This window comes from Nostoc sp. (assembly GCF_036917395.1).
GTDB lineage: Bacteria > Cyanobacteriota > Cyanobacteriia > Cyanobacteriales > Nostocaceae > Nostoc.
The window spans coordinates 1-21,356 of the sequence record NZ_JBALDI010000047.1; the positions used below are offsets into that span (position 1 = coordinate 1).

The window sequence follows — 21,356 nt, forward strand, 5'->3', positions numbered from 1 at the left end:
AGGCTTTGAGGCTGAGACTTGAGGCTTTGAGGCTGAGACTTGAGGCTTTGAGGCTGAGACTTGAGGCTTTGAGGCTGAGACTTGAGGCTTTGAGGTCGAAACTTAAGGCTTTGAGGTCGAAACTTAAGGCTTTGAGGTCGAAACTTGAGGCTTTGAGGTCGAAACTTGAGGCTTTGAGGTCGAAACTTGAGCCTTCAAGGTCGAAACTTGAGGCTTTGAGGTCGAAACTTGAGCCTTCAAGGTCGAAACTTGAGGCTTTGAGGTCGAAACTTGAGCCTTTGAGGCTGAGACTTGAGCCTTTGAGGTCGAAACTTGAGCCTTTGACGCTAACACTTTAAGTTCTAACTCTTCCCTGATTCCCCACTCCCCACTTACGAGAGATAATCTCAGTAGGCGTTATCTTAAAAAATAGTGCGCGGGCATAATTACATATCCAGCCCAGTTTGCCGAATTCAGCACAAACTCACGACAAGTAGTAGCTTGCAAGGTTCCTTTTGATGAATAGCACAAAGTTTCTTTTTTTACATAAACAAATTACTGACTGGCGAAGGTTGCTGTCCAAATGCTTGTTGTTGCTTGCAAGTCTTTTCATTATAAGTATGCAACCTGCATATGCTGGTCTCAATAATGATTTATATGATGGCAACATCTTTGTCGTTTATGCTGGCAATGGTTCATTGGTTCCTCCCAGACAGACACTTGCACAGACTTTAGCGGAACATAAACCCATATTTTTGGCCTTTTATGTGGATGACAGCAGCGATTCCAAAAGATATGCCATTTCCATTTCACGGGTACAGGAATTCTATGGTCGGGTAGCAGAGATTATGCCTATTAATGTAGATGGTATCCCACCTAAACAGACCTACGACCCTACAGAACCAGGATATTACTATTCTGGGACTGTTCCTCAAGTTGTGGTGTTTAATAAATCAGGTCAGGTAGTTTTGAATAAAAAGGGTCAAGTACCTTTTGAAGATATAGACGATGAATTTCGCAAAATATTTGATTTGTTACCACGCACAGAAACAGCACAGCTAAAGCGCCGAGCTTTCAATGAGTTCAGTAGTGAGTTAGCTAGGTAACTTATGGGGTAGACCAAATTGGTCTGCCTTAACTTTTCGTGCTTGTTACTACATTTATGCTGATGTAAAAGCATAATATTAGAATATCTGTGTTAACCATTTAGGAAGTTAATCTATAGTCCCTTATAAAGTGTATTCTGATGTCAAAGGTTTACACCACCCAGGAGCTAATTCAAATTTTGGCAGCCGAACGCCAAGCTTGCCTCAACGGAAAACGCCTAAAATTAGAAATCACAGTATCTGGCAATCCTGTAATTGACCAGTTTATCAGAACTGATGGACTGCAACAATTCACAGCCTATCAAGATTTCAAAGCTGCAATTCACGACTATCAGAAAGAAAATCAAGTTTCAGGTATTATCTGGCGGCAAGTAACAGTCAAAGCTAAAAACTTGAGCTATCCCGAAGTAAGCACTGAGTTAATAGCCCTCACCAGTGACTTAGAGATATTAAAATCTGCTAAAAATTCCATCGTCGAATTTTGGTATGAAGTCTCTATGGGGATGGATTTATACTTGAGTTTCAATAATAGTAAACAATACCAACAAATTCTCACATTTGATGTAGAGAGAATTGTTCAAAGAACAGAATGGGCAAGTTTGTGCAAGTGGGAAAATTCTAACTTTTTGGAAATGATTTTGCAGCTAGGATGGGGTAAACCAGAAGAAGCTTATTATAAACGAGGAAGACCGCGATCGGGTAGTGAATATATTCATGCAGTCAATCCTGGTAATCGCCCCATTGGTTGACCAAACCTTGTTGTCTCCTGCCTCCTTCAAGGTTGATTTTGCCCGATCAGACTGACGATCGCTGTAGCTAAATCCCCTAGTTCGACAGGTTTAGGTAGGTGTTTTTGAAACCCTGCTGCCATTGCTTGGTTGTAGTTAATTTCTCCAGCATAAGCAGTCAAAGCGATCGCGGGAATTTGCCCCCCTAGCTCTGGCGGTAATTTTCTCACCTCGTGCAGCAACATATAACCATCCATCAAGGGCATTCCAATATCGCTTAACAGGATATCTGGTTTTGATTGGGCTAATGTTTCCAACGCTTGGGCGGCTGATTCAACTGCTGTTACAGTTGCTCCATATTGTTCTAGCGCAAAGCTAAAAAACTCTCGCACATCAGCTTGATCGTCCACCAGCAGGATTTGCACTCCAGCAAGTAATGTGTCCTCAGTACTGAGTTCTGGTTGAGAAGCCTTAGCACTGCTGACTCGCAACTCAGAATTTTTGAGTAAAGGTAGCCTGACTGTAAAGGTAGCCCCTTGTCCTTCTCCCAGACTCTCAGCCTGAACTGTACCACCGTGAAGTTCTACTATATGACGCACAATTGCCAGTCCCAATCCCAGTCCGCCAAATATCCTGGTTGTCTTGGCATCTGCTTGTCGGAAGTAGTCAAATACGTAAGGCAAAAATTCTACGATGATTCCCTTACCTGTATCAATCACCTGAATTTGAGCATCTGACCCAACTTGCTCTAAACGCACTTCTACTCGTCCTTCTGTGGGTGTGAATTTAACGGCATTAGAGAGAAGATTCCACATCACTTGTTGCAAGCGATCGCCATCGCCCAGAACTTTGCCGATATCATTACTTAACACCGTTTGAATTTCAATTGACTTAGCTTCTGCTGCTAAACGCACCGTCTCTAGTGCAGCTGCGATCGGCACTCTCAAATCCACTGCGTAAAGATTTAGGTTGACTTTACCTTGTAAAATCCGCGAAACATCAAGTAAATCTCCAATTAATTGGGTTTGTAACTGGGCATTGCGCTCGATTGTTTCCAATGCCCGGATTGTAGCGGCTTCATCAAACTTGCGGGTTCTGAGTAACTTTGCCCACCCTAAAATAGGATTCAGAGGAGTTCGGAGTTCATGGGAAAGGACAGCGAGGAATTCATCCTTAATTCGATTGGCTGTCTCGGCTTGTGCCCTTGCAGTCTTTTCAGCTTCGTAAAGTTGAGCGCGAGCGATCGCTTGGGCACACTGCTGTCCCAATGTCAACATAAATCCCCGGTCTTCTTGATTAAATATTTGTTCATTGGTAAAGCTTAATCCCAGTCCCCCAATTACTTTGCCTTCTGCTATCAAGGGAATGGAAGCGCAGGCATTATTCCCTGGTAGAGCCACAGCATCTGCTAAGTTGGGATATTTAGCAGCCATGATTGCTAAATTTTCTAAAAAAATCGGCTGCCTAGTTCTGACTGTTTCTGCTATTTGGTTAGGTGCAGTGATCGGAAAATTTGTCCAGGCATCTATGAGTAATTGTGAATAGCCAATTGCTTGCACAAGCTTCAGGGTAGTACCTCCCTCAGTAAGTAAGACAACAGAACCAGCAGTGGCTTCCAAGGCGGCAATCCCTTGGTTTACGATCACATCAGCCACCTGTTGGGGAGTTAGCGCTTCCGAGAGGGCAGCAGTTATTCTTTGTAAAAGTAGCGTGCGATTGACAGACCGTTCAGCTGCCTGTTTTGCCTGTTGAGCTTCCTGGTAGAGTCTGGCGTTGTCGATGGCTGTCGCCGCCCGACGAGCTATATCCTCTGCTAAAGCCAAGTCTGTCTGTTTGTAGTGCCGACCTGACTCGGCTGTAAAAAAAGAGATTGCTCCAAATAATTGCCCACGGGAACGAACTGGAATCACCATTAGAGAATGAATACCCAGACTTCGCAGCAATTGCAGATGTTCATCGTCTTCAGCCATCTGGACAAGATGAGACTCAGATAATTCCGGATAAAAGACAGATATTCCCCGCCTTAGCTGCTGCACAAGCTGTTCTGCTCTGATTTGGGGTGGATAACGCCGTTGCATTTCGTTTAAAGTATTTTGTTTTATGGGATCGGCAATTGCGATCGCAATTTGTTTACTTGACCAATCTTCTTGGAAAACATCTACAATACACCAGTCAGCTAGAGTAGGAACTGCTAGATTAGCCACACTTTCCAAGGTAATTTCATAATCCAATGAGGCAGCTAGTAAGGTGCTGGCTTCAACTAAAAAGTTTTGTGTAATTTCAACTCGTTTGCGTTTACTAATATCTTCAATAATGCCTAATGCATACTTTGGAAGTCCATTGGCATCCCAAACTGCTGATGAAGTTAGGTTTACCCAAACAATGGAACCATCTTTGCGGATGTAGCGCTTCTCTAAGGAATAATCACTAATTTCTTGTGCCAAAACTCGCCGAGCATTCTCCGAATCAACTTCTAAGTCGTCAGGGTGGGTAATTTCCTGAAAGTTCATTTTAATTAACTCTTCATGACTATACCCAGTAATTTTGCACAGAGCAGAATTAATTTGCAGAAATTGTCCATCCAATCCTATTAGAGTAATGCCCACAGCTGCCTGGTTAAACATTGCCCGGAACCTTTCTTCGCTTTCCCGCAAAGCAACTTCTGTTTGCTTTGCTGCTGTCACTTCTGCCAGAATAATTCCAATTCCTACCGTTTGGCCTATTGTGTTGTTGACTGGGTAATAGTTGCCCAGCCAGTAGCCATAACGTTTGGGTCGTCCCCTTATCTCACCGCTAATTTCTACATTCAGCAGAGGTTTTCCACTATCCAAGACCTGCTGTAAGAGTGGCTCTAACTCAGCCGCCATCTTTGGCAACACTTCCCCAAATTTGCGTCCTAGATGTTCTTCTATGGTCAAACCGTTAATCTCAGCAAAAACTTGATTAATTCGGATATATCGCAGTTCCCGATCCAAAAAGCATACTGCAACAGGAGCAGCTCCTAAGAGCGCATCTAGAAGAGATAGAGATTCGGCATAATGGACTAAAGCCTGGTGGATATCTCGATAAAGTCGCGCATTTTCCACTGCTAAGGCAGCACGATTGGTAATATCTGTTGCTAAAGTCAAATCAGAGCGATCGTAGCGACGGTCTGATTGAGCGATGATAAAGCTGATGCAGCCCAGGACTCGCCCTTGTGCGATTAACGGCACAATCATCACAGACTTCATCCCCAATTGCCGAACAAGTTCTAAGTGTTCCTGATTTTGAGTAGTTGCTACTAATAGCGAGTCAGATACCTCTGAGATTAATTCGCTTTGCCCGGTTTGCAGTACTCTAGTAATTGCACTTACAACCTGATAATTTGTCACATACTCCTGAAGTTTACGCGCCAACTCCGCTTTAGATGGGTCTGCATAAGCAATAGGTAGGCGGCGAATCGAACCATCTTCATTTAAAATGTCAACGCTACACCAATCAGCTAGCTGGGGAACTGAAATTTTGGCGATCTGTTGTAATGTTTGTTCATAATCTAGCGAAGTAGAGAGTACACTACTAATTTTGGCGATATAGCGGAGTGTTTCCTCAGCCTGCTTGCGCTCTGTAGTATCGAGAATAAAAAAAGCTCCTCGATCTACAGTCCCTTCAAAATGGCTACCACCTGCCAAAATCGGCAAGCGTGAGCCGTCTTTACGGATATATTCTTTTTCATAGGGTGTGCAAAAGGGGCTGTCTTGAAATTGAGTCAGTGCTTGCTTATCGAGTGGCACGTACTCTGTAGGAGTCAAGTCTTGCCAGCGAAGTGTTCCGGCAAGTAATTCTTCACGAGTATAACCCACCATACTTAGCAAGGCATCGTTCGCGTCTGTAATCCTACCGTCTCTATCCCAGAAACCAATACCAATCATATTTGACTCAACCACGCTGCGAAACTTCGCTTCGCTTTCTTGCAGTGCTTGCTCAGTTTGTTTGAGTTGAGTAATATCAATTGAACTAATGCCTACTCCCAACAACTGCCCATCCGGCAAACACACTGGATAGTAGCTGATAAGAGCATAACGATACACCCCAGGCGGATAATCACCGCTCATTTCCTGGTTAAGCAAGGATTGCCTAGTTCTCATCACTTGCTCAAAAACAGGCTCAATTTGCGCTGCCCATTCCGGTAGTACTTCCCTAAAGGTACGACCAATATGTTGACTTTGCGGTACACCGTTAATCGCGGCTAGCGCTTCATTAGCATGAACATAGCGAAGTTCAGTATCCAGAAAAGCCAGCGCCACTGGTGAACTAGTAACCCAAGCATTAAGCAACGCCAGAGATTCGTCTTTTTGCTGAATAGCTTGCTGAAGTTCCTGATGCAACCTGGCGGTTTCTAGTTCTGCCTGTTTGCGCCCAGTAATATTTACACCTGCACAGGTAATACCCTGAATGCTATTGTCTGTATCCCTTAGCGGTTCAACCAGCAAATCATAGTAGCGGTCTTCTCCAGCAATCGTCAGATAAACCTCTTCACGGGTTGCAACACCAGTCTCTAGTACCTTCAGCTTAATTGCCCTCAACTTCTCTGCTACTACTGGAAATAATTCATCATCAGACTTTCCTAACATTTCCTCAGCAGTGTTTAAACCTTGAGGATTATGAATCCACTGGTATCGCAAATCGCGATCCTGCTGAAAGACGACGATATCTGAACTGCTTAACGTTAATCGAAATCGCTCCTCACTAACTTTCAGCTTTTGGAGATTTCCATCAGCCCATCTTTTAGCAATCTTTAATACCTCACATAAGATGCTAAAAAGTAATCCTTGTAATCCAAACAACCCAATTCGCACAAAATTGGATAAGTCCGAACTCAACTCATAAACTGGAGGAAGAAAGAAGTAATCGATCAGTAACACAGACAAGGAAGTTGCTAACAGCCCTGACTTCAAACCACCATACCAAGCACTCACCATTACAGCGCTAAAAAACAGCAAGAAAGGAGTTCCACTCATGCTGAACCAGAGGTCTAGTATCAACATTGGCACTAATGTAAATGCAACAATTAATACAACAATGCCAGAACGCAGTAACTGGGAATAATGAATATGGGGCATGAAAATGTCTTGGATCAACCAATACTTATTGCAGCGGCTGTACATACCCTAAGCTAGTTTGTATATTTTAGTAACTTATCCACAGATAGATTTTTATTTAGTTTTAATAACCTCTTTTGTTAGAAGCTAATTCCTCAAGAATATAGTATTAAAAGTAAAAATTTATCGTTAATTATATCTAGCAATCCTGTTTGATTTGTAAAAATTTAAAGCTATAGAATCCCTGACTTCTCAAATAAGTCAGAGATGCTGTTTAAGATTGCTATAAGTAAGTAGGCGTGAATAATTAAATTGGAGCCGCTTTCTACATTCCAATTTAATTAATTTTACATTGCGTAATATAGGTTGATTTATTTTTGCCCACTTACTTAAAACCTCACGAGTGAAGAGATATCCTTCAGCACTGCTACCAATTTGTCAATATGTGCTGCTTCATGAGTTGCCATTAAAGATATTCTGATCCGACTTGTGGGCACTGTGGGAGGACGAATTGCTGGAGCAAAAATGCCAGCATCTCTTAGCTGTTTTCCTGTTTTGAGAGCATCAGTCGCACTGGGCAATTGAAAACATAATATAGGTGATTCTGAAGGCAGTAATTTTAAATTAGGTAATTGTTGCAGCAACTTTTTTAAGTAATGTACATTTTGCCACAATTGGGCACGGCGTTGCGGTTCTTGTTGCACTATCTTGATTGCTGCTAAGGCCGCAGCTGTATCAGCAGGTGAAAGCCCAGTGGTGTAAATCCAAGTGGGTGCGCGGTTTTGCAAGAAGTCAATTAGGGCGCTACTTCCTGCCACATACCCGCCTAAACTACCCAAAGCTTTACTCAAAGTGCCAACTTGAATTAATTGCTTTCCTGTACACCCAAAATGTTCCACACACCCAGCGCCAGTTTTTCCTAGTACCCCAGTGGCATGAGCTTCATCAACTAGCAGCATACAGCTAAACTCATCAGCCAGATCCAACAGTGCTGGCAACGGACATAAATCGCCATCCATGCTGAAGACAGTATCAGTAAGAATCAAACAACGTCGGTAGTTTTGTCGCTGCATCAACTGGATTTTTAGTACTGCAAGATCACAGTGCGGATATTCCACAACTGCTGCACCGCTGAGAATCGCCCCATTTTTCAGACTGGAATGATTGTACTGGTCAGATAAAATTAAATCACGCTTGCCAACAAGGGCGGTAATTGTACCCAAATTGGCTAGATACCCTGAACTAAATATCAAAGCATCTTCTGTTTGTTTGGTAAATGCGATCGCCTCTTCTAAATCCCTGTGTAATTCTCGATGCCCACTGAGTAATCTAGAACCAGTACTACCAGTTCCAAATTCTGCGATCGCAGCAGTTGCGGCTGCGATCAACCGCTTATCCCCAGTCAGCCCCAAATAGTCATTACTGGCAAAATTAATTACCTCTTGGCCAGCTAAAACCACCGTTGCACCCGGACGACCGTGGATTGTTTGTACTGAACGATACCAGTCTGCCCGATGAATTGTTGCTAAGGAATGTTCTAGCCAGGCATAAGGGTCAGTGGGCATGGGGGATAATAATTCAAAATTCAAAATTCAAAATTCAAAATTAATGCACAAGATTAAACTTGTTCGCTACTGAGATGAGCGATCGCTTGTTTAATCCAATCTTCTACATAGGCGTCTTTGGGTAGTCCGATATCTTCACTCACTACATGCAAGGCGTGACTGACTTCATGGGCAGTATATCCCAAGGCGAAGAGGGTCATTTGCACCTCTTCGAGAATTCCAGGTGCTGGGCCACCTGTGGCGACGAAGAAGCCGGCTGATTTGCGCCACTCGACTAATTTGCTTTTCAGTTCCAAACAGATGCGTTCGGCGATTTTCTTACCGACACCGGGAGCCTGAATTAAGATTTGTGTATTGCCAGCGATAATAGCTTGGACTAAATCTGGTAGTTCCAGAGTGTCCAAGAGGGCGATCGCTAAGGCTGCACCAATACCACTGACAGTCAGCAAGTGGCGAAATAAATCGCGTTCGGATGGCGAAGCAAAGCCATATAGGAAGGGCACTTCTTCACGAATTTGGAAATGCGTAAAAATTTGCGTCACTCCTCCCGACTCAGGTAACTGGTTTGCTAGCCGTTGAGGAACTTGCAAATCATACCCCAAGCCATTCACTTCCAGAGTCAGGATTACGCGATTAGCGCCAATTGTTTGGATACCAGCAACTATACCTTTTAGATAACTAATCATTACAAGAGACCAAAATATTTTAATCCTTCGATAATTCCACCTGCACAAAAACATGAAGCCAGGTAGCGGTGATCAGCGGGATACTCATCGTGCCATTGGAGTAACTCTTTTCGGGCATTCCCCACAATGATTCCCCGTTCGTTGCCTATAGCAAATAAAGCAATATCATTACCTGAATCACCACAGACAATTGTTTGTTCTGCTGCAAATTTCCACTTGTGGCGTAAAAACTGCATTGCCTGACCTTTATCGCTACTATGGGGTACAATGTCAAGGTCTATTCCGCTACTGTAGATTAACTTTACATTTAATTTATATTTCTGCAACTCCGCCTCAAGTTGTGGTATCACACTTGCAGATGCCTCTTGTTGTAAGAAAAAACTCACTTTGAAGGGACGCTGTTCTGAATCTGGTTGCAGAACTAACTCAGGATATTTTCTAGTAATAGATAATACAGTTTCCCGTTCCCATCCCGGAGAGAGGATTTCTGACCAACCTGAGTCTGGTGTATCAGTACCATCAAGGTAGATTTCTGTACCCACAGAAAGAACGAGGGCATCTGGTTGCAAAAGATTTTTTTGAGTTTGGAGTTCTTTGTAAAGTACAGGCGATCGCCCAGTAGCATAAACAATTTTCGTACCGTATTCTTGGCGATGTCTCTCCAGCAGTTGATTTAGTTCTGGTAAAGCGCTGTCATCGCCTACAGTGCGATATACGAGGGTGTCATCCAAGTCAGTTACAAAAAGAAATTTAGCCATAACCACCTCTTATGCTTCGCTTTACCATCAAAAAGTTTATGTCCTTTTTGCACTTGCAGGATGGTGAATATGTGGCATTGATACCAAATACGTCAGGAATAATTGAAAGTCAAGTGTTTCCAGGATTGTGGCTTGATGTCTCAGGATTAGTTGCGGGAAATATGCAACAGGTGTTGGCAGTATTGGACAAAGGACTAACTTCAGTTGAACATCAAGCGTTTACTCAGCAGTTGAACAATAGCTGATTTACAATACCTTTGCCAAATCCAAAAATGCCTTGATTCGTAGGTTGGGTTATGTTATTTCGGCGAACCCATTTGTTATTTCGGGGAACCCATTTGTTATTTCAGCGAACCCATTTGTTATTTCGGCGAACCCATTTGTTATTTCGGCGAACCCATTTGTTACTTCGACGAACCCATTTGTTACTTCGGCGAACCCATTTGTTACTTCGGCGAACCCATTTGTTATTTCGGCGAACCCATTTGTTACTTCGGCGAACCCATTTGTTATTTCGGCGAACCCATTTGTTATTTCGGCGATCGCTAGTTCAATTCTCATCAAATCAAAGGCAGGCATCATTTCAAGCTATGCGATCGGCTTAGAGGTTGTTTGAAAAGTGGTATGTTGTGATTTTAATCGAATTATTACCCCCCTTAATCCCCCCTTATAAAGGGGGGAAATAAGAAAATCCGGTTCCCTCCCCTTTATAAGGGGAGGGTTAGGATGGGGTAAAAAATATCTGATACATCAATCATGACTTTTCAAACATCCTCTAAAAGTTATTGATGAATAGCGATCGCTTATTTGTTCTTTAATAGCTGTAAAGCTTGAATTTGCGATCGCCCCTGGAGTGAGAAAAGTCTATTTACCAGAGGGAAGCGGTAGTTCGATATTTAATTTGTTCCCTATTTCCATAACATTGTTTGCAAAGTCTGTCATACCTGCGATCGGGGCAGCGACTAGAGTAGCAGCAGTTAGTAAAGCTAGTAGACGCTTTTTCAGTTTGGGTAAATTGCGTTCTTTTTCTGGCTTTTGAATTTCTACTTCTACATCATCAATATCAATGATGATGTCGTCGCGGGTTTCTGGCGGGAATTGGGCTACAATTTGGCGCAGGTTGCCGATCAGTTGCAGAATTTCGCTGATGTTTGCGCCGCTTGTTTGGGTGAAGTTAGAGGCTTGCTGTCTAGCGTTGTCTTTAACTTCGTTGGCAAAGTTGCCGATATTTGAGCCTTTGAAGTCATTTTGGATTTTATCACCTGCAACGTTGTCGCCTTTGCCGAATTGATTGATATTGTTAGACATAGTTTTTAGGGGTTTGTAATGGAGTTTTAGGAGTTTATGGGCTGGTAAGGCTTGCATAGCATAGGTTTGACCGTCATCATCACTAAATTCTACTTCGTATACTTCGGGGGCGAGAATTTCGACAATGGTTCCCACTTGACCTGCAAGGAGGTTATGTTCGGATAAGGGAGTTTTAAGAGCAACAATATCTAATAAATTGAATTTGTTTGGGGTCGCAAGCATGGGCATTATCTCAAAATATAGCAACTAACGAGACGGGGAAAATCTTCGGTGGGGCGGACGATCCAAGTTGTGCGAATGTTAGCAGTGTTTTGGTTGCGGGTGATGGGTAAATCGACGATATAGCGTTGACCATATTCATCTAACAGGCTGGGAATTGCTTGATAATTTTGAATCGCATCTTCGATTAGCAGTTGCGGAATTTCTGCATCATCGCTACCTAAGTCTGGGATAGCGGCAAACAGTCTGGCCTTATGCTTTCCGCGATCGTGTTGGGAGTTGAGGCTATAGTTTTGCAGTTTGTTGCGATCAATAAAGGCTAATTCAAAGTTGGGTAACTTCATCCAATTTTATTGCCTTCGACCTCATCGCCAGCAAAGTTATCGCCTTCTCCATGTTGGTTAATAGTTTTAGAACGGCGATCGCTAACATTGACATTAACTGTAAGAGATGAGTCGTCTGTTTCTATATCAATAAATTGATCGCCTTTTAACTTTCTTTGACGTATTCCAATGTCTTCATAGCCATCTAAAAGTTGACGCAAATCGAGTTTTAATCTTAGTTTGCCGATGGTGATTGTACTTTCACCCATTGATTCTTGTCCGAGGAGTTCTTGGTAGTCGAGGGGTGGATGTTTGGGGTGATTGGGAACGGGAACCCATTCGGTGATTTCGAGATTGGGAAGACTTTTGTGGATTTTTTGGAAGACATCGCGGAGGATGCCGAGAAATAAGCGGCGGGTTTCTTTACGTCCGCTAATGGTGATGAAGATTTTTTTGTCTTCGGGATCAGCTTTGATCCGAGCGATGTTGTAGATTTCGTTGTTTTGTTGATATTGCAGCATTACGCCACTGCGCCAATAGATTTGGCTATGAATTTTTTCGTGGGTGATGACGATGAAGCGGGAGATGATGCTTTCGGGGAGAACTTTGTAATGGTATTGAAATTCCAGGGTTTCGTCGTCGAGTTCTGTTTCCTCTGGTTGGTCTTTAGGCAAAAGTCCCGCAATCAGAAATTGTGGTGGCTGACATTCTAGTGCAAAGCAAAGCTCAAATTCTTTCATCAGCCCGATCAAATAGCTATGGCGCTTGGTGGGGTATCGCTCTGGATTGAGGATGCAGGTGAGATTGGCGGGGGTGAAAATGCCTTTTGTTTTAGTTTTGAGGTTTTCATCGCTCAAGAGCGCGTAAATGCCTTCTGTCACCCAGTTGGGTTTGAGGACGTTGGTATCTTTGAGGATGGGATGATCGCGGAAGTTGAGAACTAAGCCGAGTCGATGCAGCAAGTCAGATTAGTTAATTTAACGAGCGCCTCTGGAATCTGGGTAATTTGGTTGTAACTAAGGTCAAGCCGCGTCAGATTAGTTAATTTAGCGAGCGCCTCTGGAATCTGGGTAATTTGGTTGTAACTAAGGTCAAGCCGCGTCAGATTAGTTAATTTAGCGAGCGCCTCTGGAATCTGGGTTATTTGGTTGTAACTAAGGTCAAGCTGCGTCAGATTAGTTAATTTAGCGAGCGCCTCTGGAATCTGGGTTATTTGGTTGTGACTAAGGTCAAGCTGCGTCAAATTGGTTAATTTAGCCAGCGCCTCTGGAATCTGGGTTATTTGGTTGTCACGCAGGTCAAGCTGCGTCAAATTGGTTAATTTAGCCAGCGCCTCTGGAATCTGGGTTATTTCGTTGTAACTGAGGTCAAGCTGCGTCAAATTGGTTAATTTAGCCAGCGCCTCTGGAATCTGGGTTATTTCGTTGTAACTGAGGCCAAGATACATCAGATTAGTTAATTTAGCGAACGCCTCTGGAATCTGGGTAATTCCGTTGTCACTGAGCTCAAGATACATCAGATTAGTTAATTTAGCGAACGCCTCTGGAATCTGGGTTATTTCGTTGTCACTGAGCTCAAGATACATCAGATTAGTTAATTTAGCGAACGCCTCTGGAATCTGGGTAATTTGGTTGTCCATGAGATCAAGCTTCGTCAAATTGGTTAAATTAGTGATCGCCTCTGGAATCTGGGTAATTTGGTTGCCCATGAGATCAAGCTTCGTCAAATTGGTTAAATTAGTGATCGCCTCTGGAATCTGGGTAATTTGGTTCTCATAGAGGTGAAGCTGCGTCAAATTGGTTAATTTAGCGAGCACCTCTGGAATCTGGGTAATTCCGTTGTAACTGAGCGAAAGCTTCGTCAAATTGGTTAAATTAGCGATCGCCTCTGGAATCTGGGTAATTTGGTTGTTAGTGAGGTGAAGTTGCGTTAGATTGGTTAAATTAGCGATCGCCTCTGGAATTTGGATAATTTGGTTTTTATAGAGGATAAGCTCCCTCAGATTGGTTAATTTAGCGATCGCCTCTGGAATCTGGGTTATTTGGTTGTCACTGAGGTGAAGTTGCGTCAGATTGGTTAAATTAGCGATCGCCTCTGGAATCTGGGTTATTTGGTTGTCACTGAGGTGAAGTTGCGTCAGATTGGTTAATTTAGTGAGCGCATCAGGTATTTCAGTTAGCTCTACTCGAATTGAGATAAGTTCCTCTAAATGTAGTATTTGCGTTACCACATCGGGAATGCTCTTTAAAGGATTGCCACTAATATCCAACTTACGCAAATTAGGCAAACCCAATAGTTCGAGTGGAAGCGTTTTTAAATTATTGCCCGAAACCTTTTCGAGATAGCGGTTTCCTACTACTTCATAACCTTCAACCTTCTTTCCCAAAATCAAAGACTCAAGCTGCTTCAACTTACCAATTTCTACAGGTAACTCAGTCAACTCCTGTCCCGACAAGTCTAACTCTTGCCAACCCTCAGCCACAGCGCGATCTATCAGTACTAACAACTCATCCTGCGTCATAATTCGAAGGAGAAGGGTAAAAGGAAAGAAGATTGATGAAGATTATCTTAACTGATTAGCGAAAAATACTAAATTATCACTTGTTGGCGATCTGCGGGTTAATAGTGTCCCAACTAGCCGGGTTTCGACTGCGCTCAACCCTCGGCCGTCGAGAGTTGAGCGCAGTCGAAACTCGGTTTACTGGTACTTTATTTTCATGTAAGTTTCTTAGTGATCGCGCCTTGAGATAATAGCTAAAGCGATCGCTATTTGGGATATTGCGAATTTAGGCGACGCCGATAGCCCGTCGTAGACATCGCGCTTTGAGATGTAGCGATCGCATATATCTAAATCTGGTTTATAGCTATCTCTGTTATGATACCTACGATCAATTTTTGGCATTGCTTACAAAATCGAGCGATCGCATCCCTGACACTACACCAGGGGGCAATCACGCTATCTAACAAATTTGAATATTTCTAGGACTTACGCACTGTACAAAACAATGATGTTGTGTATCAACGTAAATACGTCGTTTCAGGTTTTTCTTAATCATTCTTTGATGGTAAATAGACCCGCGCCCTACGGGCACAGCAATGCTGTGCCCCTACGACAGATGTGTATTTTTCAAATCATCCATATTTGGTCTTTCCTGTCAATGCGTAAGTCCTAATTTCTACTCATCACTCAAAGTTTCAATTAATAAATCTACTTGCTGCTGTCGCTGCTGCAAAAAACTTTCGCACTGACGCAAATACTCTACAGCCTTAGCAAATTGGTCAAAAACCTCTTCCAATTCCAACTCACCCGCCTCAATCCGAGCGATAATTCCCTCTATTTCAATAACCTTCGCCTCATAATTCCAACCTTCCTCAGAACTAGAAGCACCCTTACGTTTAACCATTCAACTCTCTGTGTCCTCTGCGCCTCTGCGGTTCGTTAATTCCATAACTTTCACTTTAACCCCACCTTGCCCCAACTGAATCAACAAATCTTCTCCCACAGCTAACTCCGCCGCAGAACGCGTGATCGCCCCATCTTCCCGCCTCACCACCGCATAACCACGCTGCAATACCGCTTTCGGGTCAAGACTAACCAACTTTTCCCGCAATAACTCTAGATGCTGCGTTGCTTGCTGCGATCGCCCCGTCGTAATTTGCACCAAATGCTGACGCTTCCAAGCTAGCTTTTGCACCTCTTGCTGCACTTGTCGATCTAACCGCAAACGCCGCAAACGGTTCCGCAATACTTGCAGTTTATTAAGAGAATTTTCCCCAAAGTCATGCACCGCTTCATCTAAAGCTACAACTCGCTGCCGATGCTCAGTATACAACTCTGAAAGTGCTGGCACAACTCTTTCCGCCGCCGCAGTCGGTGTATGCACACAAGCATCTGCAACTAAATCTGCTAAAGATTCATCTCGTTGATGACCGATACCAGTAATTACGGGTATAGAACAACTAGCAAGCGATCGCACTACTCGTTCATCATTAAAACAAGCCAATTCCTCAACCGCACCACCACCCCGCGATAAAATTAGCACTTCGGCGCGACCATCGTTTTCCACCCGCTCAATTGCTTTGACGATAGATTCCGGTGCTTGCTCACCCTGTACTGTAGCTGGAGAAAATAAAACGTGTAAACTTGGATACCTTTGCTTGAGAGTTTTTTGAATATCACCCCAAGCAGCAGCCGTTGGTGAAGTGACGACAGCGATCGTTTGAGGGTGGGTTGGGAGCGATCGCTTTCTTTGCGCGTCGAACAACCCTTCGGCTAGCAAGCGATTTTTGAGTTGTTGATAGCGCAACGCCTGTAAACCGACACCAGCAGGTAGAGTCTGCCAAACTGATAACTGATACTCTCCCCGTTGCGGATACAGGCGAATGCTACCCAAAATAATTATCTGCTCACCGGGAACGGGTATCTGGGCGAGTTTTGGCAATTGGCTATTCCATACCACACACTTAATTCCAGCGGTGCGATCGGTATCTTGCAGGGTAAAAAATAACCCACTGCGATGATGGTTAGCACTGGAAACTTCGCCAGTTACCCAAACTTGCCGTAATTGTTCATCTTGCTCTAACAGCAAGCGGATATAGTCAGTTAATCCAGATACTGAAAGCGCTGTATCGAGAATCAGAGAGTCGGGAAGGTCGAAAGTCATCAAAGATGCGCGGGAGCAAAAACCTAGTCAAATCTTAGCAAATAACGTTAATTAATAGCTATTGTGTTGAATTATCAAATTATAAATACTCCAAAATTCCATTAGAAATAAATTAATTTAGTAAATCATGCAAAGACTTGTTTAATTTTAATAGGTAGATAATAAACTTATTCACCGATTTATTCCTTATAAGCAAACAACTTTGCACTTTTAACAAATATTGGTGCCCCACTGCACCGCCATTAATGCTGAGTTACACTGTACTAATAAACCCTAATAATTTATATGGGAGTTTAAAACCATCATGGAAAAGATAGAAATTGAACTAGATAGACTCACCTTTGAACGAGCAAAAACTTTGGCAATAGTCAATCAATCAACTCTATCAGAATTGATTACTGATGTAATTGAACGGTTAGCAGAAATTCAGGAGAAAAAAGATCCATTAATGGGATTATATGCGGATGTCCCAGAAATTGTTGATGAAATTGTTGCTGAAGCGATGGAAAAAAGAGGATATACTGTATCAGATGAATAAAGTAGAAAAATACCTATTTGATACGGATATTCTGTCAGAAATTATTAAACGAGTAAATCCTCATATTATTGCCAAAGCCAATAGTTACTTAAACCAGTTTGATAAATATACAATTTCTGTAATTACAGTTATGGAAATTGTAGAAGGTTGGCAAAAACGTAAGCAAGAACAACGCCTTCAGCAATTTTTAACTATCGTGAATTCACAGGAGATATTATCCTTTGATTTGACAGAAGCAGTATTAGCAGGAAAAATCTACGCTGATTTAGAGACAACCGGAAAAAGAATTGGTTATCCTGATTGTATGATTGCAGCAATTGCCATCAGTTATAATCTAACTTTAGTTACTGGTAATTTATCTCATTATCAAAGGATTCAGGATTTAGATTATTCACTAAGACTAGATAACTGGCGTTTATAGTAACAAGGGTGATGCATGAAGTGCCATCAAGTTTCGCCATTAGCTAAATGCTCTAATGCAGATGTAAAAGTCTCTGTACCAATCATTTTGGACTGACTCAGCGCAACTTCAGCAGATTGACCGAAAACCATATCCTCTAATTCTTCCAGCCGATTAATTAATTTTTGGTAGCTCTTAGCTGAAATAATCACATGACTAGGCCGTGATTGCTTAGTTAGTAGAACTGGCTCAGTAGCAGCCTTATCAAAAACCTCACCGTGTTTGTTGCGCGCATCAGTCAGAGTGTAGGTCTGCATAGTAATTGTGACTATTTTAGACATTTTGACTATATTTTAGCAGATAACTCTTCTCATCTCAATTCTGACTTAACAGAACTTGCTGCTCGTTTATATTAATAGAATAGTTATGTAGAGAATAATTCAGCAATGAATATAATACCAATTCTATGTGAGCCTGCATAGAATAATCCCTTATATAGCAAGGATTTAAGGCAGATCATTCTGTGCATCTTCATGGAGAATTAGTATAACTTATATTTTGTTACGATCAGTTGATGACTGCTACTCCTGTTGTCGATGCCCTCAACAAGTTTGATATATAGCTGTTAGGTGAGCAAAGCATTTGAATTTTGGTTAAGTATAAATGCCAAATTAATACACCTTCACTAAGCTATCTACATCTTGCCTTGACCGATGAAGCTGCTGTAGATGATATGCTGATTGGCATGGCGATCGCTCCTAATTTTTCAACCTCCGCAAATGCTCACGAGTACGGTTCTACTGACACTGTATATTTAGATAATTTTTTATTGAAATCCCTTGCTTACCCAGCCAAAAAAAGCTATCTCTGAATGCAAGTTGGTATCATTGTGCAAGACTACTCTAATCTGGTAGCGATCGAGTTACGATCTTGTCACACCCTTTTTTTGATTTGAGAAGTCCTATTCCAGAATTTTCTGGTTAAAATAGTATATCTGTTCTACTCAGACTCCCAGAGCAACACTCCTTAAAACCATATATTTAGAGGCATTAGAGGCAGGAATGGCTATCAACACCGATACTTCTGGCAAGCAAAAAGCGCTGACTATGGTGCTCAACCAGATTGAGCGCAGCTTTGGTAAAGGAGCAATCATGCGCCTGGGCGATGCCACCCGGATGCGGGTGGAGACGATTTCCAGTGGAGCGCTCACCCTAGATTTAGCATTGGGTGGTGGTTTACCCAAGGGGCGGGTAATTGAAATTTATGGTCCCGAAAGTTCCGGGAAGACTACAGTAGCGCTACATGCGCTCGCCGAAGTGCAAAGAAATGGCGGTATTGCTGCCTTTGTTGATGCTGAACACGCCCTTGACCCTACCTATGCTGCGGCATTAGGTGTAGATATTGACAATTTACTGATTTCCCAACCTGACACAGGCGAATCAGCTTTGGAAATTGTCGATCAGCTTGTTCGCTCTGCTGCGGTTGATATTGTAGTCATTGACTCAGTAGCAGCACTGGTTCCCCGCGCTGAAATTGAAGGGGATATGGGTGATATTCACGTTGGTCTGCAAGCGCGGTTGATGAGCCAAGCTCTACGTAAGATTACGGGTAATATTGGTAAATCTGGTTGTACAGTAATTTTCATTAACCAGTTGCGGCAAAAAATCGGTGTTACCTATGGTAGCCCAGAAACCACGACTGGAGGTAATGCATTGAAGTTTTACGCTTCGGTGCGCTTGGATATTCGCCGGATTCAAACCTTGAAAAAAGGTACAGATGAATTTGGTAACCGCGTTAAAGTCAAAGTCGCCAAAAACAAAGTAGCGCCGCCCTTCAGAATAGCGGAATTTGACATTATTTTTGGCAAAGGAATTTCTACCTTGGGTTGTATTGTAGACTTGGCAGAAGAAACTGGCGTGCTTGTCCGCAAAGGAGCTTGGTATAGTTACAACGGCGATAATATCTCCCAAGGACGAGACAATGCCATTAAGTATCTAGAAGAAAAGCCTGAATTTGCTGAACAAATTAAGCAACTGGTGCGTGAAAAGCTAGATAAAGGCGCTGTTGTTTCTGCTAACTCTGTAGCTAAACCCAGTGAAGGAGAGGAAGAGGAAGAAGTCGATTTAGAGCCAGAAGAATAACGAGTGGAGATTTATTAATCTGCAACTGCTAATGGATAGTGCGTTATGAAGACAGCTAACGCACCTTTTCCAAGGTATTGATGAGTTACAACAAGCCTAAGGAAATGATTGCCACTATATGACGAGCAATCATTTTTTTGGCGTTTCTCATTGGAATCAGGTAAAAGTAGGGGTGCACATCTCTACATTGGTGTCAACTTAAGCAAAAAGTCAGCATAAAATGTAATCTAGGTACATCTGGTTTGATGTTCTTAGATTCCATGCTTACAGCTATTTTCAGGTAAATAGACCACGCTCTACGGGCACAGCAATGCTGTGCCCCTACGACAGATGTGGTTCAAATACTTGAATTCTGCTGTAAGTTAACACCAGTAACAGATATGTCCCCCTACGAAGCATTTTGCAACTCAGCTGTGCGGACTGAAAGCTGCTGTGTCTGATTACCTCGTTGCACTTTCACCTGTAATATTTGACCAAGCCGACTGTCTTCCACAAAGTTCTGCAATTGTTCAGCACTGGTAATAGCTTTACCATCAACTTGAAGAATTACATCGCCGCGCCGGATACCCGCAGATGCGGCTGGAGAATTGGGGACAACTCGCATTACAAAAACACCATTAACTTCTGGTATCTGAATAGGAGAGTTGGGATCGGTGTTATTTTCCTTGGCAAGATCGGGTGTTAAAGTTAGCATTTGCACACCTAGATACGGGTGAGCAACTTTACCATCACGTTGCAGTTGGGCTGCGATCGCTTTGGCTTTATCGATGGGAATCGCAAACCCAATACCCATCGCGTCAGGACGAATGGCTGTGTTAATGCCAATCACTTCACCTTGGCCATTCAATAGTGGTCCTCCAGAGTTACCAGGGTTAATCGCGGCGTCTGTCTGAATAAAGTCTAAGCGTTTATCACTAATGCCGACTTGGGCGCTGGAACGTTTGAGGGTACTGACAATTCCCAAGGTAACGGTGTTATCAAATCCTAAAGGATTACCAACTGCGATCGCCCAGTCTCCTACCTGTACATTATTAGAAGAACCCAAGGGCGCCACTGGTAAATCGTTACCAGCATTTATCTTGACTACTGCCAAATCTGTGACTTCATCAATGCCTTGAACTTTCCCTTCAAAGGTGCGACCATCTTTGAGCCGGACTGTTACTTTATCAGCCTTATCAACCACATGAGCATTAGTCAGAACTAACCCACTCTTGTCAAGAATGAAACCTGAGCCTAAACCGCGCAACTGCTGCTCAGAAGGCATCTGTTGGGAAAAACCGTCACCAAAAAACCGGCGGAAAAAGGGGTCTTCAAAAGATGGATCAACGCGACGAGTAATTGTGCGCTCAGTATCAATCCGAACAACTGCTGTGCCCACACGATTCACTGCTGCTGTGACAAAGCTAGTGCTACCGATCGCAGCAGTGGTTGGTGATTGCCGTTGGGCAATCACTTTTGAAGTATCTCCAGCAGTCATAGGGGGTGCTGGTTCGGCTTGAGAGGGCAACACTTGCAGGGTGCTAACAGTTAGCACAACTCCTAGCGCGATCGCTAACACATAAGAACTAAGTTGACGTAAAGACCGGAATAATTTGGGAATTCGCATAATCACAACCTAATTTATTAAGCCTAATTGAAGCTTCGTCGTGACAAATCTATTTACAGTTATTTTTACTTCAGGTTTCGCCTGCTTTTCCCAATACTGGGGTTAAGGCATTTTGCGAACTACCTTTAATCAACTTAATGGAAAATTTAACCCAAAAGCTATTATGGACATTTACACTTTACAAGTTCGGTTTTTACCCATGAATAAAACTTTTGGATTGCTAATGATACTAGACCTTTCAAGGTAGTCACACTGAT

At 42.8% G+C, this 21,356-nt stretch carries 20 protein-coding genes and 1 pseudogene; 8 read left to right on the plus strand and 13 right to left on the minus strand.

The genetic code is table 11. The features are described from left to right. The 3 genes from V7K46_RS16470 to V7K46_RS16480 all read left to right on the plus strand — a co-directional run. Window positions 1–338: coiled-coil domain-containing protein (locus tag V7K46_RS16470; RefSeq protein WP_442939845.1), on the plus strand; the 338-nt coding region annotated here is incomplete at its 5' end. Window positions 339–497: 159 nt separating this feature from the next. Next, window positions 498–1,085 carry a thylakoid membrane photosystem I accumulation factor gene (locus tag V7K46_RS16475; RefSeq protein ID WP_335114898.1) on the plus strand — a complete coding sequence of 196 codons (588 nt, stop codon included), beginning with the start codon at window positions 498–500 and terminating at the stop codon, window positions 1,083–1,085. Between the two features lie 140 nt (window positions 1,086–1,225). After that, window positions 1,226–1,834, plus strand: a complete 609-nt coding sequence (locus V7K46_RS16480) for a hypothetical protein (RefSeq protein ID WP_335114900.1) — start codon at window positions 1,226–1,228, stop codon at window positions 1,832–1,834. A 26-nt stretch (window positions 1,835–1,860) separates the two neighbouring features. Here the strand turns inward: V7K46_RS16480 and V7K46_RS16485 are convergent, their stop codons facing one another. The 4 genes from V7K46_RS16485 to V7K46_RS16500 all read right to left on the minus strand — a co-directional run bounded on the left by V7K46_RS16485 (window position 1,861) and on the right by V7K46_RS16500 (window position 9,900). Further along, window positions 1,861–6,912 (minus strand): PAS domain S-box protein, encoded by a 5,052-nt coding sequence (locus V7K46_RS16485; RefSeq protein WP_335114902.1) that lies wholly within the window; start codon window positions 6,910–6,912, stop codon window positions 1,861–1,863. Window positions 6,913–7,280: 368 nt separating this feature from the next. Then, a complete protein-coding gene (gene bioF, locus V7K46_RS16490; protein WP_335115046.1) occupies window positions 7,281–8,456 on the minus strand; it encodes an 8-amino-7-oxononanoate synthase in 1,176 nt (391 codons plus the stop codon). 53 nt (window positions 8,457–8,509) lie between these two features. Next, complete coding sequence (gene ruvA, locus V7K46_RS16495) at window positions 8,510–9,142, minus strand: Holliday junction branch migration protein RuvA (RefSeq protein WP_335114904.1); 633 nt, start codon at window positions 9,140–9,142, stop codon at window positions 8,510–8,512. Continuing rightward, window positions 9,142–9,900, minus strand: coding sequence for a sucrose-phosphate phosphatase (locus V7K46_RS16500; protein WP_335114906.1), 759 nt, complete (start codon window positions 9,898–9,900; stop codon window positions 9,142–9,144). Before V7K46_RS16500 ends, ruvA begins: the two co-directional genes overlap by 1 nt. A 38-nt stretch (window positions 9,901–9,938) precedes the next feature. Here V7K46_RS16500 and V7K46_RS16505 point away from each other — a divergent pair, with 38 nt between their 5' ends. Then, complete coding sequence (locus tag V7K46_RS16505) at window positions 9,939–10,145, plus strand: hypothetical protein (protein WP_335114908.1); 207 nt, start codon at window positions 9,939–9,941, stop codon at window positions 10,143–10,145. A gap of 49 nt (window positions 10,146–10,194) precedes the next feature. Here V7K46_RS16505 and V7K46_RS16510 read toward each other — a convergent pair whose 3' ends face one another. The 7 genes and pseudogenes from V7K46_RS16510 to xseA all read right to left on the minus strand — a co-directional run bounded on the left by V7K46_RS16510 (window position 10,195) and on the right by xseA (window position 16,414). Further along, window positions 10,195–10,482: a hypothetical protein gene (locus V7K46_RS16510; RefSeq protein WP_335114910.1), complete on the minus strand. Its 288-nt coding sequence runs from the start codon at window positions 10,480–10,482 to the stop codon at window positions 10,195–10,197. Window positions 10,483–10,764: 282 nt separating this feature from the next. Then, window positions 10,765–11,430 carry a DUF4926 domain-containing protein gene (locus V7K46_RS16515; RefSeq protein WP_335114912.1) on the minus strand — a complete coding sequence of 222 codons (666 nt, stop codon included), beginning with the start codon at window positions 11,428–11,430 and terminating at the stop codon, window positions 10,765–10,767. Between the two features lie 5 nt (window positions 11,431–11,435). Then, window positions 11,436–11,771, minus strand: a complete 336-nt coding sequence (locus V7K46_RS16520; protein ID WP_335114914.1) for a DUF6883 domain-containing protein — start codon at window positions 11,769–11,771, stop codon at window positions 11,436–11,438. Between the two features lie 137 nt (window positions 11,772–11,908). Next, window positions 11,909–14,271: pseudogene (locus V7K46_RS16530) on the minus strand (leucine-rich repeat domain-containing protein); the annotation flags it as partial. Window positions 14,272–14,478: 207 nt separating this feature from the next. Next, window positions 14,479–14,652 (minus strand): hypothetical protein, encoded by a 174-nt coding sequence (locus tag V7K46_RS16535; protein ID WP_335114920.1) that lies wholly within the window; start codon window positions 14,650–14,652, stop codon window positions 14,479–14,481. A 274-nt stretch (window positions 14,653–14,926) separates the two neighbouring features. Then, window positions 14,927–15,154 (minus strand): exodeoxyribonuclease VII small subunit, encoded by a 228-nt coding sequence (gene xseB / locus V7K46_RS16540; protein ID WP_335114922.1) that lies wholly within the window; start codon window positions 15,152–15,154, stop codon window positions 14,927–14,929. Next, window positions 15,155–16,414, minus strand: a complete 1,260-nt coding sequence (xseA, locus tag V7K46_RS16545; RefSeq protein ID WP_335114924.1) for an exodeoxyribonuclease VII large subunit — start codon at window positions 16,412–16,414, stop codon at window positions 15,155–15,157. Window positions 16,415–16,718: 304 nt separating this feature from the next. Between xseA and V7K46_RS16550 the strand changes: the two genes are divergently transcribed. Both V7K46_RS16550 and V7K46_RS16555 read left to right on the plus strand, forming a co-directional pair. Next, complete coding sequence (locus V7K46_RS16550; RefSeq protein WP_335114926.1) at window positions 16,719–16,952, plus strand: hypothetical protein; 234 nt, start codon at window positions 16,719–16,721, stop codon at window positions 16,950–16,952. Next, window positions 16,945–17,373, plus strand: a complete 429-nt coding sequence (locus tag V7K46_RS16555) for a type II toxin-antitoxin system VapC family toxin (protein WP_335114928.1) — start codon at window positions 16,945–16,947, stop codon at window positions 17,371–17,373. Before V7K46_RS16550 ends, V7K46_RS16555 begins: the two co-directional genes overlap by 8 nt. 26 nt (window positions 17,374–17,399) lie before the next feature. Here the strand turns inward: V7K46_RS16555 and V7K46_RS16560 are convergent, their stop codons facing one another. Then, entirely contained in the window at window positions 17,400–17,693 is a 294-nt protein-coding gene (locus tag V7K46_RS16560) for a type II toxin-antitoxin system Phd/YefM family antitoxin (RefSeq protein WP_335114930.1), read from the minus strand. Window positions 17,694–18,001: 308 nt separating this feature from the next. On the opposite strand from V7K46_RS16560, the gene V7K46_RS16565 reads away from it, so the two are divergent. Together V7K46_RS16565 and recA are read left to right on the plus strand one after the other, a co-directional pair. After that, window positions 18,002–18,223: a hypothetical protein gene (locus V7K46_RS16565; RefSeq protein WP_335114932.1), complete on the plus strand. Its 222-nt coding sequence runs from the start codon at window positions 18,002–18,004 to the stop codon at window positions 18,221–18,223. A gap of 190 nt (window positions 18,224–18,413) precedes the next feature. Beyond that, a complete protein-coding gene (recA, locus tag V7K46_RS16570; protein ID WP_273769243.1) occupies window positions 18,414–19,493 on the plus strand; it encodes a recombinase RecA in 1,080 nt (359 codons plus the stop codon). 388 nt (window positions 19,494–19,881) lie between these two features. On the opposite strand, the gene V7K46_RS16575 is transcribed toward recA, so the two are convergent. Further along, the gene (locus tag V7K46_RS16575) at window positions 19,882–21,099 is read right to left on the minus strand and encodes an HhoA/HhoB/HtrA family serine endopeptidase (RefSeq protein WP_335114934.1); all 1,218 of its coding nucleotides are present in this window, start codon (window positions 21,097–21,099) and stop codon (window positions 19,882–19,884) included. Between the last annotated feature and the right edge of the window lie 257 nt (window positions 21,100–21,356).

Bases quoted from the DNA above. Each gene is read 5' to 3' on its own strand.
- ruvA (WP_335114904.1), bottom strand. From the start codon at position 9,142: ATGATTAGTTATCTAAAAGGTATAGTTGCTGGTATCCAAACAATTGGC.
- V7K46_RS16510 (WP_335114910.1), bottom strand. From the start codon at position 10,482: ATGATGCCTGCCTTTGATTTGATGAGAATTGAACTAGCGATCGCCGAA.
- V7K46_RS16575 (WP_335114934.1), bottom strand. From the start codon at position 21,099: ATGCGAATTCCCAAATTATTCCGGTCTTTACGTCAACTTAGTTCTTAT.
- V7K46_RS16500 (WP_335114906.1), bottom strand. From the start codon at position 9,900: ATGGCTAAATTTCTTTTTGTAACTGACTTGGATGACACCCTCGTATAT.
- xseB (WP_335114922.1), bottom strand. From the start codon at position 15,154: ATGGTTAAACGTAAGGGTGCTTCTAGTTCTGAGGAAGGTTGGAATTAT.
- V7K46_RS16515 (WP_335114912.1), bottom strand. From the start codon at position 11,430: ATGCTTGCGACCCCAAACAAATTCAATTTATTAGATATTGTTGCTCTT.
- V7K46_RS16505 (WP_335114908.1), top strand. From the start codon at position 9,939: ATGTCCTTTTTGCACTTGCAGGATGGTGAATATGTGGCATTGATACCA.
- xseA (WP_335114924.1), bottom strand. From the start codon at position 16,414: ATGACTTTCGACCTTCCCGACTCTCTGATTCTCGATACAGCGCTTTCA.
- V7K46_RS16475 (WP_335114898.1), top strand. From the start codon at position 498: ATGAATAGCACAAAGTTTCTTTTTTTACATAAACAAATTACTGACTGG.
- V7K46_RS16520 (WP_335114914.1), bottom strand. From the start codon at position 11,771: ATGAAGTTACCCAACTTTGAATTAGCCTTTATTGATCGCAACAAACTG.
- bioF (WP_335115046.1), bottom strand. From the start codon at position 8,456: ATGCCCACTGACCCTTATGCCTGGCTAGAACATTCCTTAGCAACAATT.
- V7K46_RS16535 (WP_335114920.1), bottom strand. From the start codon at position 14,652: ATGCCAAAAATTGATCGTAGGTATCATAACAGAGATAGCTATAAACCA.
- V7K46_RS16555 (WP_335114928.1), top strand. From the start codon at position 16,945: ATGAATAAAGTAGAAAAATACCTATTTGATACGGATATTCTGTCAGAA.
- V7K46_RS16560 (WP_335114930.1), bottom strand. From the start codon at position 17,693: ATGTCTAAAATAGTCACAATTACTATGCAGACCTACACTCTGACTGAT.
- V7K46_RS16480 (WP_335114900.1), top strand. From the start codon at position 1,226: ATGTCAAAGGTTTACACCACCCAGGAGCTAATTCAAATTTTGGCAGCC.
- V7K46_RS16485 (WP_335114902.1), bottom strand. From the start codon at position 6,912: ATGCCCCATATTCATTATTCCCAGTTACTGCGTTCTGGCATTGTTGTA.
- V7K46_RS16550 (WP_335114926.1), top strand. From the start codon at position 16,719: ATGGAAAAGATAGAAATTGAACTAGATAGACTCACCTTTGAACGAGCA.
- recA (WP_273769243.1), top strand. From the start codon at position 18,414: ATGGCTATCAACACCGATACTTCTGGCAAGCAAAAAGCGCTGACTATG.